Source organism: Rhizobium sp. Leaf371 (assembly GCF_001424045.1).
Classification (GTDB): domain Bacteria; phylum Pseudomonadota; class Alphaproteobacteria; order Rhizobiales; family Rhizobiaceae; genus Ferranicluibacter.
Map to the genome: position 1 here is coordinate 251,129 of NZ_LMQB01000024.1, position 15,989 is coordinate 267,117.

Here is a 15,989-nt window from a genome sequence, read left to right on the forward strand (position 1 = left end):
CCATGGACGTCACCATCTACCACAACCCCGCCTGCGGCACGTCGCGCAACACGCTGGAGATGATCCGCAATGCCGGCATCGAGCCGACGGTCATCGAATATGTGAAGCATCCACCATCGAAAGCGACGCTGGCAACCATGATTGCGGATGCGGGCCTCACCGTGCGTGAAGCCCTCCGTGAGAAGGGTACGCCCTATGCGGATCTTGGCCTCGACAACCCGGACCTCTCCGACAACCAGTTGCTCGATGCCATGCTGAAGGACCCGATCCTGATCAACCGCCCCTTCGTTGTTACACCCCTTGGCACACGCCTGTCGCGTCCCTCCGAGGTGGTGCTCGACATCCTGCCGGACACCCACAAGGGTCCCTTCACCAAGGAAGACGGCGAGCAGGTCCTCGATGCGGAGGGCAAGCGCATTGGCTGATCTGCCTGCCCTCGACCGTGACCACCTGCGCCAGCCGGACCTCGACGCGCTGCGACCGCCATTTTCGACCCACAAGCCTCGTATCCTGATCCTCTACGGCTCGCTGCGCACCGTATCGTACAGCCGTCTGCTGGCGTTCGAGGCGGGCAGGCTGCTGGAGGAGCTGGGCTGCGAAGTGCGGATCTTCGATCCCACAGACCTGCCGCTGCCCGATGCCGCGCCGGTCACTCATCCCAAGGTTCAGGAGCTGCGCGACCTGACGCAATGGTCGGAAGGCCATGTCTGGATCTCGCCGGAACGCCATGGCGCCATGACGGGCATCATGAAGGCGCAGATCGACTGGATTCCGCTGGCGGTCGGCTCGATCCGCCCGACGCAGGGCAAGACGCTCGCGGTGATGCAGGTGTCCGGCGGATCCCAGTCGTTCAACACGGTCAACCACCTGCGCGTGCTCGGCCGCTGGATGCGGATGATCACCATCCCCAACCAGTCCTCGGTTGCCAAGGCCTTCCAAGAGTTCGACGCGGACGGCCGCATGAAGCCCTCGTCCTATTTCGACCGGGTCGTCGACGTGTGCGAGGAGCTGGTCAAGTTTACATGGCTGACCCGCGACGCATCCGCCTATCTCACCGATCGTTACAGCGAGCGCAAGGAAACCGCCGAGAAGCTGGAGCAGCGCGTGAGCCTCGCGTCCATATGACCGCACGGCTGCCGGTTGCGGCCATTTTGGCACTCGGTGTCACCCAGATCATCGGTTACGGCACCCTCTATTACAGCTTCAGCATCCTGGCGCCGGACATGGGCGCCAGCTTCGGCTGGTCGAAGGAGTGGATCTTCGGCGCGCTTTCGGTTGCCCTGCTGATCGGCGGGTTCACCGCGCCATGGCTCGGCAGCCTGATCGACCGCGCTGGCGCGGGTGTGCTGATGACCATCGGCTCGGCTGTCGCCGCTGCCGCCTTGGTTGCCTGCGCATATGCGCCCGGCAGAACCACCTATGTCGCCGCCCTGATCGGCATCGAGGTTGCCGCAAACCTCGTCCAGTACGGGGCCGCCTTTGCGCTCCTGGTTCAGCTTCAGCCGACCGTGGCCCAACGCAGCATCACCTACCTGACTCTAATCGCGGGTTTCGCCTCCACACTGTTCTGGCCGCTCACCTCGAGCCTGCACACGCACCTCTCGTGGCAGAACGTCTATCTGGTCTTTGCAGGCCTCAACCTGCTGGTCTGCCTGCCGCTGCATGCCTGGCTGGCAACGAGGGTGACTCACAGTCGCAAGCAGGCCGCATCATCCCCGACCGAGCCGGTGCTCGGCACACTGCCTCTGGAACGCAGGCGCTCGGGATTCCTATTCATGACCACGGCCTTCGCCCTGCAATACCTCGCGGGCGCAGCCGTGCTGGTGCACATGGTGCCGCTGCTGGCCGGACTAGGGCTCGGCGCAAGCGCCGCCATCGTCGGCACTCTCTTCGGTCCGTCGCAGGTGGCGAGCCGCCTGATCAATATGGTGTTCGGCAAGCGCCTCAACGCCCTGCATCTTGCCCTGATCTCGTCGGCCTTGATTCCGGTCAGCGCGGTGATCCTGATCCTGAGTGCTCCCTCGATACCCGGTGCCATGGTTTTTGCCGTCATCTTCGGCATGGGCAATGGCTTGCTGAGCATCGTGTCCGGCACCCTGCCGCTGGCGCTGTTCGGCAGTGAAGGCTACGGCAAGCTTCAGGGTAGGATGATGGCGGCCCGCCTGGTGGCTTCGGCACTTGCGCCCTTCGCACTTGCCCTCACGATGGAGTGGTTCGGCATCCGTGTTTCGGTGGGCGGGATCATTGTATTGGCGCTACTGGCAGTTGCCGCCTTTACAACTCTGTTCCGCTTCCAACGGCAAGCCTGATCGAACCGAAGCTGAATCCATCGTTTATGACGACCACAAGGTTCCGGTTTGCCCGGAGGCGGCGTCGGCTTCGCGCCCTCATTTCAGCCATCCACCGGGCCTCGGCCGAATACCGAAAGCAGATCTTCTTTTTTGGTCGGTGCTACTGCCGAAATGGGGTGGTTTTCCGCCTGTCCGCTTACTGCTGCTACTCGTAGATAGCTGACATTCAGTTGCTCCCGACGGGTTCGGCGACACCCAAATTTGAGTCCAATCATCGGCCCCAGAGACAGCGCCATACGCAGCGAACATGCCACCAAGCCAATTCGGCGCGGACTGTTGCTCGCGGCGAAAATGGCGATTTTGGACCCAGCCGTCTCTAGCGGCTGGCGAGGACCGGGGTAGCCTTGCCCTTCAGACCCTCGACCACAACCAGCCGCGGCTCCTTGCCCGCCGTCGGCTCCCTGGGGGCGCCGATCGTGCGCACCGGGCCGATGCTGGAGGCCATGCCGGCGCCCTTGTCGTTGGTCTTCAGCACCACGACGGGCTCGTCCTCACCTTCGAAGAACATGCCGTATTCGGTCATCGGCTTCAGCTTGGCGACGCTGACGTCGATCGCATCGACGAGCCCGAGATTGCGCGAGACGACCATGCCGGAACCGTCCGCGCCCTCAGGCGCCTTAAGCGATAGCGTCAGGTTCTCTGGACCCGCCTTCAACGGCATGAGGTTCTCGGTGCCCGCGCCCTCAGGCACCGCGCCCGGCACGAAGACAAGGGCCTGCGGGGCCTGACCGATCGGGATCTCGGCCACAACCTTCTGCTCGGCCGTGTCGATCACGTCGACCTTGTCGCCGTTCTCCAGCCCGACGAAGATGCGGCTGCCGTCTTCCGATCCCCAGATGCCGTGCGGTAATGCGCCGACGGGGATGGTCGCGACGAGCTGCGTTGTCTCGCCGGGCTTGTAGACCTTCACGACGTTCTCGCCGCCGATCGTCACGTAAACCAGCGTCTCGCCGTCCACCGTGCCGAAGCCGAGATGGTTAGAGATCGGTCCGCTGTCGATGACCTCCTTCACCTCGAGCGTCCTGGCATCGACGCGCGTGACCTTGCCGACGTCCTTGTGCGTCAGCCAGACGTCGCTGCCGTCAGGGCTCACCTGTACGAAGGGCACGAAGGGCGAGACGACCGGGATCCGCTTCACCAGCGCATGGCTCGCGACGTCGAAGACCTCGAGCACCGGGTTGAACGAGTTGGCGACGAAGGCGAGCTTGCCGTCTCGCGAGAACTTGGTCATGCCGGGGCCGCTTGTCGTCGGGATACGGCCCATCTCCTTGAAGGTCGTGGCATCGATCACCGAGAGGTAGTCCTCGCCGCGCACCGTCGCCCAGACTTCCCTCCCGTCCGGCGTGAAGAAGGCCTCGTGCGGGTTGCGCCCGACATAGGTCGTGCCCTTCACGGCATTGGTCGCCGTGTCGATGAAGGTGACGGAGTTCGTCACCGTCGAGACGACGACGAGCGTCTTGTGGTCCGGCGAAAATCCTAGGCCGTGGACGTTGACCTCGCCCTTGTAGAGGGGGCTCAGAACGTCCGGCCGCGGATTGCCGAGCCGGATCTGGCCCAGAAGCTTGTTTGAGACGGGGTCGATGACCGAGACCGTGTTGGAGTTCTGGTCGGCGGTGTAGACGCGGTCTGAGGCGGCGGGCAGCGCGAAGGCCGATGTCGAGACGAGGAGCGCGGCGGCGAGAATGGCGGTGCGGGTCATGGGGTTGTCTCCGGAACGGGCTTTGGTTTGTTGGCAGATGCGGCGAGCATCGAGCGCATCAGCGTAATCTCGTAGGTCTGTTCGGTGATGATGGACTGCGCGAGGTTGCGGATCGCCGGGTCCCAGGTCGAGCCGAGGACGGCCTTGGCCATGTCGATCGCGCCTTGGTGATGCGGGATCATCTGGGACAGGAAGTCGTGCTCGGGATCCCCGGTCACCGGGGCCGACATCATGCCGGCGTGCATCCTCTCCATCGCCTCCGCGGTCGCTTCGGCATAGTGTGGACCGTCGGGCGTGGCCGGCACCATCGGCGAGTGCTGATGGGCGTGCGCGTCCTGCGCCTCTGCCGAGGAGAGTGACACCCCGGCGAAGGCCAGGGTCAGGAAAAGCGTCTTCAGCATGGAATCACAAGGTCCTCAAAGTACGGGTTCGACAAAAAGACGCTTGCGGAAGCCTTTTATTCCCGTGGCGGCAAAATTTATTCGGGGCGAAGCGCCTGAAGGATTAATCGCCTCCATCGATCGAAATGACCAAAACAACGCGTTGGATCGAACGATTCCCGTTGTGTATGGTCCCCAGCAGGATAAGGACCCCGCCAATGACCTTCGAACAGATGCGTGCCGTCACCCTCGGCCTCCAACCGCTGTCGCGCCTCGACAGCCCGCGCGAGGTCGTGCGCCAGTTCACCCCGAACTGGTTCGCCGCCACGATGGGCACCGGGATCCTGGCAATCGCGCTCTCGCAGTTCCAGGCAGACATGCCGATGCTGCATCCGGTGGCCGAGGGCCTCTGGATGTTCAACATCGCGTTGTTCACACTCTTCGCCGGTCTCTACGCCGCCCGCTGGATCTTCTTCTTCGACGGGGCCAAGCGCATCTTTGGCCATTCCGTCGTGTCGATGTTCTTCGGCTGCATCCCGATGGGCCTCGCCACCATCGTCAACGGCTTCCTGATCTTCGGCCTGCCGCGCTATGGTGAGGTCGCAGTCAGGATCGCAGGGACGCTCTGGTGGATCGACATTGCGATGGCAGCAGCCTGCGGGGTTGCCATCCCCTTCATGATGTTCACCCGGCAGAGCCACTCGATCGACCAGATGACGGCGGTCTGGCTCCTGCCGGTGGTCGCGGCCGAAGTCGCCGCCGTCTCCGGCGGCTTGCTCGCGCCGCATCTCGTCGACCCGCATTCACAGCTCGTGGTGTTGACGCTCTGCTATGCGCTCTGGGCGCTGTCGGTGCCGATCGCGCTCAGCATCCTTGTCGTGCTCCTCCTGCGCATGGCCATCCACAAGCTGCCGCACGCCAACATGGCGGCGTCGAGCTGGCTGGCGCTCGGACCCATCGGCACTGGCGCGCTCGGGCTGATGACGCTGGGCGGCGCGGCACCCGCGATCCTTTCCGCCAACGGGCTGGAGCGTTTCGGCGCGTTTGCGGAAGGGCTCGGCTTCTTCGGCGGTCTGCTCCTTTGGGGTTACGGGCTTTGGTGGCTGGCGATGGCTGTGCTCGTGACGCTGCGCTACCTGCGCGATGGCCTTCCCTTCAACATCGGCTGGTGGGGCTACACGTTCCCGCTTGGTGTCTATGCCGTGACTACGCTGAAGCTCGGCACCCTTTTGCCGATCGCTGCCATCCACGTCTTCGGCACGTTGCTCGTCGCGGTGCTGGCGCTGCTTTGGCTGATCGTCGGCACGAGGACGGTGCGCGGCGCCTGGAGGGGAGATCTCTTTGTCTCGCCCTGCCTCAAGGCCGACTGAGAGAAGGAGGGGCATCCGCCGGCGGTCGGTCGTTGAGGAACGCGGCGACGCCAGCCCGGAACCGGACGGCGCCGCCCTGGGCGGGGTGGCGCACGTAGGTGGCGGGGATACCGAGCCCGTCCGCCGCACGCTGCGCCACCCGGCCGATGCAGAGGATTCGGCGCGGCGCGAAGATCGCGACGATTATCTCCAGCACCTTCCGATGTTCGGCGATCTCGGTCCAGGTGGGCGTCCGGTTGCGCAAGGGCAGAACGCCGCGATGGGGATGGAAGAGCACCGCGTTCCAGAACAGCGGCAGCGGGTCGGGTATCGCGTTCCAGATCTCCAGGGAGGTTCCAGACTCCGGTGTCGGCAGGGTCTCGCGGGTCGCCCGCGCCAGCGGCGGATCGAGGCCGAGCCGCTCCGACAGGTCGGCGAGCCGCCGGTCACCGGTGAACGGCACGCCCGTCCGACGCGCTCCGAAGCGCGAGGGCGCTTCGCCGAGCCAAAGGTCACGGACGCCGCGATCCGCCAACGCGGCGAGATAGCGTTGAAGATTGCGACGGCGAGTCACCGGCGCGTCAGCGTCCTCAATCTCCGCGTCGAACCCGGCGTAGGGGTTGAACAGGTTGGCCTTGCCGGGCAGCGCCGCGAGACGCTCGACGATCGCGTCGACTGAATGTCGTCCGGACGTGGTCGATCCATCGATCACGCCGGCGGCACCTTGATCGTCGGCAGCTCGGCGAGAAAGGCGGCGACCGCGCGGCTCGAGTGACGGTCCCTCGCCAACACCGAATAGAACCCGCGCGACGGCAGGTCGAAGGGTAGCGCCACCAGTGTCCCCGTGCGAAGGGCGGCATCCGCTACCACGGCGGGGAGGATCCCGACGCCGGCGCCCGCCTCGATCGCCGCGCGCACGGCCTCGTTCGAGGGCAGTTCGAGTTCGACCGACAGCGCGGTGAGATCGACACCGAAGGCTTCGAGCGCACCTTCGAGGATCGCGCGGGTGCCCGAGCCTCGTTCGCGAAGCACCCAGCGCGCCGATGCAAGATCCCCGGCCGCGACGGGAGACCCAGAGCCTCTGTGCCCTGATGCCGCGACCAGCATCAGCCGATCATCGGCGACGCGTTGCGTGCCGAGCCGGACATCGCCGAGCTCGTCCTCCACGAAGCCGAGATCGGCCGTGCCATCCAGCACCGCCTCGGCCGTGCGCGCCGTGTTGGCGATGCTCAGCCGAAGTTCGATGCCGGGATGGCGGGCCTTGAAGCCCGCGAGCACCGGCGGCAACCAGTGGTTCGCCACCGTCTGGCTGGCGACGATGCAGAGACGACCCCGCTTCAGTCCGGCAAGTTCGGAAAGCATGAGGCCGGCATCCTCGGCCCGCGCAAGCACCGCGCGGGCCTCGGGCAAGAACAGGCGCCCCGCTTCGGTCAGTTCGATCCGTCGTCCGACGCGGTCGAACAGCCGGACATCGTGGCGCTCCTCCAGCGCAGCGATAGCGGCGCTCGTCGCCGACTGCGTGAGGTTCAGCGCCTTCGCCGCCTCCGTTACATGCTCGCGCTCGGCCACGGCGACGAATACGCGAAGCTGGTCGAGCGTCACAGCGTATCGCCGGAAAGGCTCGGCGCCGAGCGGTTCAGGCTGTCGTAGACGGCGGTCGCCACCTGCATCAGCCGCTCGCGCGGTGCCTCGGCCGAGACAACGTAGCCAAGGCCGGCGTCGCGCCAGAAGAAGGCGGAGATGCCGTCCTCCTCGACGAACTGGAACGACGTCTCGGCCTTCTCGTCGGTCTTCACGAAGAGCGTCAGACGCGTGCCCTGGTCGTCATCGTACATCAGCATCGCGGCAGGACCTGCGCCCGCAGGCAGCAGGCGCCCACCCATCAGCCGATATCCGAGCCCTGTCAGGTCCGGAGCCGACAGCCGCGTTCCAAGCCGCTTCGACAGCCATTGCAGGAGATGCGCCTCCTCGTCCGCGCGGACTTCGACGGGATGGACCACCTCTACCACGAAGGTGCGATGCGCCGCGATTGCCTCGTCGGCCATGACCGCCACGCGAGGCATCTGCGGCGGCACGCGCAGGACGTCGTTCGCCAGCCACCCGCCGGAGCTGCCGAGGATCAGCCAGCCCATGACAGCCGCGAGGCGCAGACGCGTGACAGCAAACCGACCGCGCCGGGCCTCGCGGATGTTGGCGATGCGTAACCGCGCCGGGATCGGCTCCCCGGCCTTGAAGGCAAGGCGTTCGCGCAGTGTCCGGGCGATCTCGCGGTCGCGATCGAGGGCCGCGGCGATCTCCGGTCGCTCCGTGAGATAGGCCTCGACTGCGGACAGCCGCTCGGCCTCGAGCCGTCCGTCCACATAGGCTTGCAGGTCGTCCTCGCCGACGGGCGTGTCCCTGCGGCTCATTTGACTCTCCTCAAGGGCGCGCGGATCCCGGTCTCCAGGATGGCGCGCAGCTTCTCACGCGCCCGCGACAGGCGCGACATGACCGTGCCGACCGGAAGCCCGATCACCCGTGCCGCCTCGTCGTAGCTCATGTCTTCGACGCTGACGAGAAGGAGGACGGTGCGGTGCTCTTCGCTGAGCGCATCGAGCCCAGCCAGGACGTCGCGGAGCCCGGCGCGACCGTCCTGGTCGCCGTCCACCGCCGGCGGCGAGGCCATCTCGTCGAGCGCCACGTGGGGCCCACGCCGCTTGTGCTGGCGCAGGCCTGAGATGTGGAGGTTGCGCAGGATGGCGAATAGCCAGGCGCGCAGGTCGCCGTCGGGCCGGCGCAGGTGCCAGCGCCCGACGGCGCGCTCCAGGCAGTCCTGGACGAGATCGTCGGCGGCGTCGCTGTCGCGCACCAGCGCATAGGCATAGCGCCTCAGGCCCGGAATGAGCGGTTCGATCCGCGCCGCGATCTCGTCGGTGGACATGCCTTACTTCTCCAGCGCGGGGTCGATCTGCCAGATCTCATCGGTGAGCGTGCCGTCCCGGAACATCATGACGTAGCGCACCGGGATCTTGTTGTCGTTGGCGAAGACGACATCGGCGACGACGGTGGCGCCCTTCGAGTTCACGCTCTCGCGCATCTCGACGATGGTGGCCTTGAGGCCCGTCTGCGCCTTGGCGAACTTTGCCCAGGTCGCGGCGATCTCGGGGCCCGTGTAGGTGCCATCGAGCGGCCCCCCGACCCAGTGAAGCGTTGCCGACGGGGCATAGGCGGCGGTGACCGCGGCGCTATCGCCCTTGGCGATCGCTTCGATATGCGCCTTCGCCATGTCGCCGGCGGGACCCGCAAGCGCGGTCGAAGCCGCGGCGGAAAGAATGGTGATGGCTGCGAAAAGGGTCTTCATGGCTCGGTGTCCTTCGGTTCGGCCGCGATTGGCCAACGGAAGACGTTCTGCAACGGCGCTTATTCCCAAAGGACTAAAAATTAGAGACGAGCAGGTTCAGTTCGGCGTTCAGACGCAACGTCCGCTAACGGCGGCAAGCTGAAAGGGCGCCAAACGACTCCGAGGCGTCGGAATCGGTCATGAAGGTCTCTCACGCTCTATGGCAGCTAATTCTTCCTTGAGCTCCAGAACCAGTCGGTCTGCTCACGGCTCCTAACCAGCCTTTTCTTTTAATCTCAACTCCTACGAAAAGCTCTTCCTAGGGCTCCGCGCACGACGACGCGGCTCACGCAGAGTGCTCGGCGATTGCTCGTCAAGAATTTTAGTGCCCGGCTTCAGCCCGCCTTCGCCCTTGGCGGCGGCCAGCGTTTTGGGGATGCGCGCCGACACATCGTCGTTGCTGGCATCGACCGTTGCCAAAAAGAGTAGGCAGCCTTCGAAGAGTCTCAATGTTGCTGCCTTGCGCGTTCGCGCGCCTCCCGCAATCCCTCCACAAGACGTTCCAGCCTTCGAAGCGAACCACCTGTCCAAACGTCCGCTAACGCATCCAGCTCAAATTGTTCAAGCGGTGTTGCCCAGCGGGGATCGTGACCCGCTTCGATGTACAGCCGCTCGAGGATACGCGCAGAGAAGACGGCTAACTGGTCAGCTTCCGGATCTGGGAAACGCAGGATCCGGCACCTGTCCCGCAGAGCGCTCGGGATTGGCTCGATCGAGTTTGCAGTCATCAACCAGGATACGTGGGACAAATCACAGTTGGCCTGAAGATAGGGGTCGTGCCAGCGCTCAGACGTCTCTAGCTCCAAAAGTCCGATCAGTACATCGTGAACGTTGCCATTATGTCGACTGGTTCCGATCTTCTCGATCTCATCGAGAATGACAATCGGGTTGGCGCATCCATGTTGGCACACCGCCATGATCGGCAGGCTAGGTTCACCCGACGACCATCGCCGAGCTGTTCCGCCAATGGCACTGTCACTCAATCCCCCGCAGGAAACGAGGTTGTAGCGCGTACCCAGCTCCTCAGACAATCGCCGGGCGTAGCGAGTCTTTCCACTTCCGGGTGATCCAAGAAAAATGACCGGCCGCATGTGGACGGTCGACCGACCGCTCAGGTCTTGTAGCAATTTGTCAGTAACCGCTGCGGCATGCGGGAACTCCGCAACCAGTCGCGATCGGATTCCGGTCAGCTCTGGTGTGGCTGACAGCGGCAACGGACGTTGGCTCAACTTCGCGAACTCCCTTGCCACTCGCTTACCGTCAGCCGTCCCCTCATTTCCAACGCCGCCGAAAACGACCACACCGTCGCAAGGGCGCTCGAGACCTTCCAACGACTTCTTTTCACAGTTGGCTACCCCAAGGACATCCAATGCTGACTCAAGGGCTTCAGACTCGTTGCCCGCAGCTTTTGTGATCGCTTTACTGAAGTGGACTTCGTACGTCCTAATCTCTGGCAAGAACCAATCAGGATATCCTTGAACGGAAATGCCAAGCCGCTGTCGCCGATCGAGAGCACGGGATTGCAGCGCCCAGCCTAGAGACCTTGAAAGTAGTTCATTCCCCCTTCCCGACCCAAGATCCTCAGACGCAAGATGCGCGATTTCGCCAGCTACCAGAGCTGTCGCTTGGCCGTTCCCAAATACCGCCCGATAGAAACGGCACCGCATGCGGCATTGATCGATGGGCAATCGCTCGGCTTTATCGCTGTGATCAAGAGCAACCTCAACCGCAAGCACACCATCTTCACTCGGATCGAGATTGAGCATGTCCAAGCTGGCAGAAAGAAGCTTGAGTCCAGCCCCGTTACGCTTCTTGACGCTCGCGGACAGTCGTCCGGAATATTCGCGGATGTCTTCAACCATGTCATCGCGGAAGAACGCCATCCCTCTTAGCAATTCTTCGATCGTCGGCAAGTGCAGTCCGGCGATTGCAGCCTTCTGGCGACGTTGGAAATGGCGGTTCAATGATGGCGATCCGTTCATCACAGGATGATCCCTTGAGAGCATTTATTGGACAATGCGGCGAAGAAGCCGCAGCGATGCTTGGACATGTGGTGCGGTGGCACGTCCACGCATCGGGATGGCGCCATCAACCAGCAACGCGGGACAGGTAGCTTTGAGGATCGAAGGAGTTGTTGGGTTCATTCGTTTCAGCTCTCGGCCGGACGTCCAAGATGACAAGAACGCTTACCTGTTCGAGCGATACCCACTTCTGTGCCCATGTAGATATGCTGACTGGTAATGATTTCACAATCGTCGTCCAGAGTTGGATGGGTCAAATACGTACCCTGACCGGCAGGCTGTCCTGCATGAAAACAACCGGAAGACGCCTAGGATTGAAGCTGCAACAACTGTCAGCGACGGGCGAACTCCAGCCTCAATCCAGCGCATAACGCAGGCGAGTCTACGCGCATTGTCCGCTTTCAGGTACGGAAACATCATCAATCTCTTTCATTCTGATTCGCAGAAATCGATATTAAGTCGAATGGCGAATCAGTCGCAATATTTTGCTGCTGATATGCTTTTTTTTGCGATCTCATCGCAATTGTCAACATTTGTTTGCGGAAAGAAGCGTTTGATGACACCAAAGCTCTATGAGGCCGCCGTCACGAATGCTTGCTGTCGCTCGACTAGTCCTTGGTCAGACCCAGGCCGAGGTCGCCGAAGATTCCGGCATCAGCCCGCGCACTGTCTATATGATCGAAAAGGGCGTGGCCGGCATCGCGAGTGTGGAAAAACTCGTCCGTTACTACGCTAAGCGTGGCGTAGGTTTTCTTCCGCCAAGTGCAGCAGATGGCTGGGGCATCCGCACGAATTTTGTGACTGGGTCTTATGATGACGAGCGAACTGATTGACTGATGGGCCGTAGCCCTGACTGTGATACCCAAATCGCTTGTCCGCTTGATCGCAGATCGCTTCACCAGCTTTGCCAGTTGTCCGCCGTGGGCGCGTGATGAATGATAGCAGACGTATGTAAGGAAGCATGGAGCAATGCACTCATACTTCTCTCCATAACACGGAAGCAGAGCTCCTCGGTCAAGGCACGTTGCCCAGTCGTGAAGGATCGCAACTACCATACGGGCGTACTAAACTTCAAATAACATCGATTCGCGCCGGAGAGGGGTACCATTTTCGGCGCTCTTAACGAAACCATGCGTTTCAAATCGCGGCTGTTACCGCTACTCTCGCCTCACTGCGTTAGTCAGCGCCTGCGCCACCACCCATGAGTCGGCGTAGCCAGCAACTCACCTTCTTCTTGATGCCAATCGAGTAGGCCCCTGCCTTCCGGCAGGGGTCCAACGGCTGCGCCGAACTGACGGGCTACGCCCGACACTACTTTGGTTTAGATAAGCCTGATGACACCGTAGTAGTAGTCATGGCCTCATCAGGCTTATCTAAAGACATATGGAATCCGCCTAGTCGGCGGATACTTGGTAGGCTTAATTTCAGAATGGTTGAAAACGACGATATCAAGGACGTCATGGGCGAGGCCAAGGGCCGCGGTTACGACACCAAGGCCATTCGCACGATCATCCGCCTGCGCAAGAAGGATGCGAACGAGCGTATCGAGGAGGAAACCATCCTCCAGACCTATATGGCCGCGCTCGGCATGGAATAGCAGGCTCTGCGGCCCCGACCGCAGCCACGACCATCAACGCCGCGCGTCGGGATCGACGGGCGGCGTTTTTCGTTTCAGGTCGAGACAGAGACGCCTGGCGCCGGCGGCACGTCAGTGAATGAGGCTGCGCCGGATGGCATCGGCGATGGCGTGCGTTCGGTTGGCGGCACCAAGCTTCTTGATCGCCGACTTGATGTAGCTGTTGACCGTATCGTTCTGATAGCCTGTCACCCGCGCGATGCCCTCGCTGGTCAGCCCGTGGCTGGCCTGCATCAGGCAGGCGACCTCGCCGCGTGACAGGCGCAGATGCGCGGCCGCGAAGCGCTCCATCAGCGGCCGTGTCACGGCGGCATGCACGGAGGGAGCGATCAGCGTGAGAAACGCGATCTCCTCGCTATCGAAGGGTGTCTGCCGGCTGAACATGACGACGCCGTAGACGACGGAGGACCGCGTCACCGGCACGAGCGTCCGATTGTAGACATGGAAGGTGGACAAGACCCGATCGAGAAGCTCGGGCCTCGGCACACCTGCAAACACCTCTGCCTCGACGACGAGCTGGCCCGTGTGGACCGCCTCGACGATAGGATCGATCTGGTAGAGATGCTCCCGAACATAGGTCTCTATGAAGGCCGGCGGCAGATCGGTATCGACGGATGCGCCCTGACCGAACCGATAGCCTTCGAGATCCAGTCCGCTGATCGAAATGTAGTCGAACGGCACCGCCCGTCGCAGGCGATCGACCACCGGATTGGACGCGAAATAGCGATGGCTCGGAACGGTGCGAAGGTCGCGCCATTCCGCGCGCAACGGCGAAAGCAACGATGGCGTCTTGCTGGCCATGACGGGACTCCGAATGCCGACTTGCAGTAAGTCTTGGCAGACATTGTCAAAATCCGCACAGCATCACAACCAAAAGATCTATTTCTAGGGGTTTTTACCGTATAGAGACAGAAATGCCCCGGTTTTCCGGGGCATTCATGCATCTTGGACCTCGCCTGACCACCCGCGGCGATCGACCGCCGCAGCCGTCAGTTGAACCGCTTGACTTCCATGAAGTTGACGGCCGTGCCGCTGAACTTGCTGGTATCGGATGCCGCCGGGCCGGTGGTGAAGCCTGCGGAATAGACGGTGGTCGGCGATGCGCGCAGCGAACGGGACACGAAACGCGGCGCCTTGACCGGCTTCGACAGCGTCGCCATGCGGCTGGTCGAGAGCGCCCATTCCGCAATGATCTTCTGCGTCAGCTTCGGCTCCGTGCGAACCGAGGACCGATGCGCGGCATCCGCCTGCACCTTCTTCGGGCGCGCGGCCTTGGTCGGCGCTTCGGCCGGCACATCGAACGCACTGCCGAACGGATCCCGCGGAGAGGCGGACGGCGACGGCGCGTAGGAGGCAAGCTCCACCGGCGGCGACGGGCGCACCGGCGGCGGTGTCGCCGCTGCCATACGGGTGGCGTCCTGGGCCGGGGCCGCGACGCGGGCCGGTACGGAGGCCACGCTTTGCGGCCGTTCGGCCGGCACGGTACCGACGGTCGGGGTGGCGAGCGCGACCTTGGCGCGGGCTTCTGCCGCCGTCTCCAGGGGAACTTCGGCGGTGGCAACCACGGCCGGAGCCGTCGTCGTGGGTGTCGGGAGCGGCTCTGCGGCCATGCCGGCGGGCGCACCGGCGACATCGGCCTGGGCGACCGCCATCAGCGCGGCTTCCCCGGCCGGCCGAAGGGCCGGGACCGGAACGAAGCCGAGCGCCTCGGAATCTTCCGTCATGGCATTCGGGTCCGCACCCGGATTGGCACTGGCGAGCATCGCTTCGCTACCCTGCGGATCGGTCTGGCGTGCCATGGGCACGGGCACCTTGTAGCTCCGGAGGTCGGCAAACTCGCCCGTCTGCGGCTCATCGGGCAGCGCTGCAGCCAGAGCATCCTGCGCAGCATTCCGCTGCGGCGCGACGAGCGCCGTCTGAACGACCGTATCGGCTTCCTGGAATGCGGGCCGCACGAGCGGTACCGGCGCCTTGAGCGTCTGCTCGGCAACGACGGGACCGTCTTCGGCACCTTCGACACCGGCGAGAACGGGCTGCTGAACCGGAGCGGCGGCAGGCTTGGTGGTCCGGGCCTGGGCGGGGGCTTCCGAATCGTCGCTGTCGGCACCGCTGGCGATCGCCGTTGCATCCTCGTCCTCGTCGCCGCTGCCAAACAGCATGGCGAAGAGATTCTTGCCGCCGCGCTTGGTGTCGCGATCGCCGGCACCCTTGGTGCCGCCACCGGCGACTTCGATGGCGCTGGAGCCGACACGGCGCTTGTAGTCCGCAACCGCCTGCTCATAGCCGGGAAGCGGCGAGCCGTCGGAGGGAAGGTGCATGGTCTTGCCGTCCGGGAACAGGCGAACGAGTTCGCCGCGGCTCATGCGCGGCCAGGCACGCACGCCGCCCACGTCCATATGGACGAAGGGGGAACCGGAGGTCGGGTAATAGCCGACGCCGCCGACCTGGAATTTCATGCCGATTTCGCGCAGCGTCTTCAGCTTCACGTCGGGAAGATAAAAGTCCATCGCCTTGCCGAGCATGTGCTGGCTCTTCTTGGCGACGCCCTTGGTGCGCGAGCGCAGCATGCCGTTGGTGGCGGGCGAGCGATAGGCGGAGACGACGTGGATGTAATCGCGCGAGCCGCTCTTCTGGTAGACTTCCCAGATCAGGTCGAGAAGACGCGGGTCCATCTTCGTCGGCTCGTTGCGGCGCCAGTCGCGCAGCATGTTGTTGACCTGCTGCAGACCCTTCGGGTCGTAGCGGCCGTTGCGCTTGAAGGTGATTTCGGCCTTCTCGCGGGTGTGAATGAACAAGATCTTGAGCGTCCGGGTCTGGCCGGCAGCCTCGACGGCCGGCACGACGCCCGGCGTCACCATGGATGCGGCGATGACAAGCGATCCGAGAAGACGCGGCATACGCCCGGCCCAACGGCTGCAAAGGTCGCGCACTTTGGCGCCGAAAGGCGTTATCATTCCCGACAAATCCTGCAAACCTTCTTCCCCGTCGACGGACGCGCCGCTCCCTGCGGCCATCCAGTTGACTGTCAAATACGGTGACAGCATGGCATTTATGCCACAGTCGTCACTTATCCTTATAATATAGTGAACGGATCACTAACAAGGTCTAAACGACAGCGAAAGATTTTGACGAAGGCTTGAGGCAAGGATGTCCTGGCAGGCGGCTTTTCGCTCC

Annotated in this window: 16 protein-coding genes and 1 pseudogene; 6 read left to right on the top strand and 11 right to left on the bottom strand. The window is 63.4% G+C overall.

The window, feature by feature from the left end; all coding sequences use genetic code 11:
• Window positions 1-2: 2 nt before the first annotated feature.
• Genes arsC through arsK form a run of 3 tightly spaced genes read left to right on the top strand, consistent with a single transcriptional unit; the run spans window position 3 to window position 2,309 of the window.
• Entirely contained in the window at window positions 3-425 is a 423-nt protein-coding gene (gene arsC, locus ASG39_RS15325; protein WP_062595828.1) for an arsenate reductase (glutaredoxin), read from the top strand.
• A complete protein-coding gene (arsH, locus tag ASG39_RS15330) occupies window positions 400-1,125 on the top strand; it encodes an arsenical resistance protein ArsH (RefSeq protein ID WP_062595829.1) in 726 nt (241 codons plus the stop codon). Before arsC ends, arsH begins: the two co-directional genes overlap by 26 nt.
• Window positions 1,122-2,309 (top strand): arsenite efflux MFS transporter ArsK, encoded by a 1,188-nt coding sequence (arsK, locus tag ASG39_RS15335; RefSeq protein WP_062595830.1) that lies wholly within the window; start codon window positions 1,122-1,124, stop codon window positions 2,307-2,309. The genes arsH and arsK overlap by 4 nt, the downstream gene beginning before the upstream one ends.
• Window positions 2,310-2,667: 358 nt before the next feature.
• Here arsK and ASG39_RS15340 read toward each other — a convergent pair whose 3' ends face one another.
• Window positions 2,668-4,050: a hypothetical protein gene (locus ASG39_RS15340; protein WP_062595831.1), complete on the bottom strand. Its 1,383-nt coding sequence runs from the start codon at window positions 4,048-4,050 to the stop codon at window positions 2,668-2,670.
• The gene (locus ASG39_RS15345) at window positions 4,047-4,451 is read right to left on the bottom strand and encodes a DUF305 domain-containing protein (RefSeq protein ID WP_062595832.1); all 405 of its coding nucleotides are present in this window, start codon (window positions 4,449-4,451) and stop codon (window positions 4,047-4,049) included. The genes ASG39_RS15340 and ASG39_RS15345 overlap by 4 nt, the downstream gene beginning before the upstream one ends.
• 197 nt (window positions 4,452-4,648) lie before the next feature.
• On the opposite strand from ASG39_RS15345, the gene ASG39_RS15350 reads away from it, so the two are divergent.
• Window positions 4,649-5,800, top strand: coding sequence for a TDT family transporter (locus tag ASG39_RS15350; protein WP_062595833.1), 1,152 nt, complete (start codon window positions 4,649-4,651; stop codon window positions 5,798-5,800).
• Here the strand turns inward: ASG39_RS15350 and ASG39_RS15355 are convergent.
• The 7 genes and pseudogenes from ASG39_RS15355 to ASG39_RS23415 form a co-directional block, all read right to left on the bottom strand.
• A complete protein-coding gene (locus ASG39_RS15355; protein WP_062595834.1) occupies window positions 5,787-6,491 on the bottom strand; it encodes a uracil-DNA glycosylase family protein in 705 nt (234 codons plus the stop codon). The two genes, ASG39_RS15350 and ASG39_RS15355, sit on opposite strands and share 14 nt — an antisense overlap.
• Window positions 6,488-7,381, bottom strand: a complete 894-nt coding sequence (locus ASG39_RS15360; protein WP_062595835.1) for a LysR substrate-binding domain-containing protein — start codon at window positions 7,379-7,381, stop codon at window positions 6,488-6,490. Before ASG39_RS15360 ends, ASG39_RS15355 begins: the two co-directional genes overlap by 4 nt.
• A complete protein-coding gene (locus ASG39_RS15365; RefSeq protein WP_062595836.1) occupies window positions 7,378-8,187 on the bottom strand; it encodes an anti-sigma factor in 810 nt (269 codons plus the stop codon). Before ASG39_RS15365 ends, ASG39_RS15360 begins: the two co-directional genes overlap by 4 nt.
• On the bottom strand, window positions 8,184-8,699 hold the full coding sequence (locus tag ASG39_RS15370; protein ID WP_062595837.1) for a sigma-70 family RNA polymerase sigma factor: 516 nt from the start codon (window positions 8,697-8,699) through the stop codon (window positions 8,184-8,186). The genes ASG39_RS15365 and ASG39_RS15370 overlap by 4 nt, the downstream gene beginning before the upstream one ends.
• A 3-nt stretch (window positions 8,700-8,702) precedes the next feature.
• Entirely contained in the window at window positions 8,703-9,119 is a 417-nt protein-coding gene (locus tag ASG39_RS15375; protein WP_062595838.1) for a nuclear transport factor 2 family protein, read from the bottom strand.
• A gap of 296 nt (window positions 9,120-9,415) precedes the next feature.
• A pseudogene (locus tag ASG39_RS23920) lies at window positions 9,416-9,608 on the bottom strand (hypothetical protein); the annotation flags it as partial.
• The gene (locus tag ASG39_RS23415; protein ID WP_162241369.1) at window positions 9,605-11,140 is read right to left on the bottom strand and encodes an AAA family ATPase; all 1,536 of its coding nucleotides are present in this window, start codon (window positions 11,138-11,140) and stop codon (window positions 9,605-9,607) included. The gene ASG39_RS23415 and the pseudogene ASG39_RS23920, both read right to left, overlap by 4 nt.
• 629 nt (window positions 11,141-11,769) lie before the next feature.
• Here ASG39_RS23415 and ASG39_RS23420 point away from each other — a divergent pair.
• Window positions 11,770-12,012, top strand: a complete 243-nt coding sequence (locus ASG39_RS23420; protein ID WP_062693292.1) for a helix-turn-helix transcriptional regulator — start codon at window positions 11,770-11,772, stop codon at window positions 12,010-12,012.
• Window positions 12,013-12,533: 521 nt separating this feature from the next.
• A complete protein-coding gene (locus ASG39_RS15395) occupies window positions 12,534-12,776 on the top strand; it encodes a DUF2312 domain-containing protein (protein ID WP_110730163.1) in 243 nt (80 codons plus the stop codon).
• A 111-nt stretch (window positions 12,777-12,887) separates the two neighbouring features.
• On the opposite strand, the gene ASG39_RS15400 is transcribed toward ASG39_RS15395, so the two are convergent.
• Window positions 12,888-13,616 carry a LuxR C-terminal-related transcriptional regulator gene (locus ASG39_RS15400; RefSeq protein WP_062595842.1) on the bottom strand — a complete coding sequence of 243 codons (729 nt, stop codon included), beginning with the start codon at window positions 13,614-13,616 and terminating at the stop codon, window positions 12,888-12,890.
• Window positions 13,617-13,804: 188 nt separating this feature from the next.
• Window positions 13,805-15,787, bottom strand: a complete 1,983-nt coding sequence (locus ASG39_RS15405) for a DUF882 domain-containing protein (protein ID WP_062596008.1) — start codon at window positions 15,785-15,787, stop codon at window positions 13,805-13,807.
• Window positions 15,788-15,989: the final 202 nt, after the last annotated feature.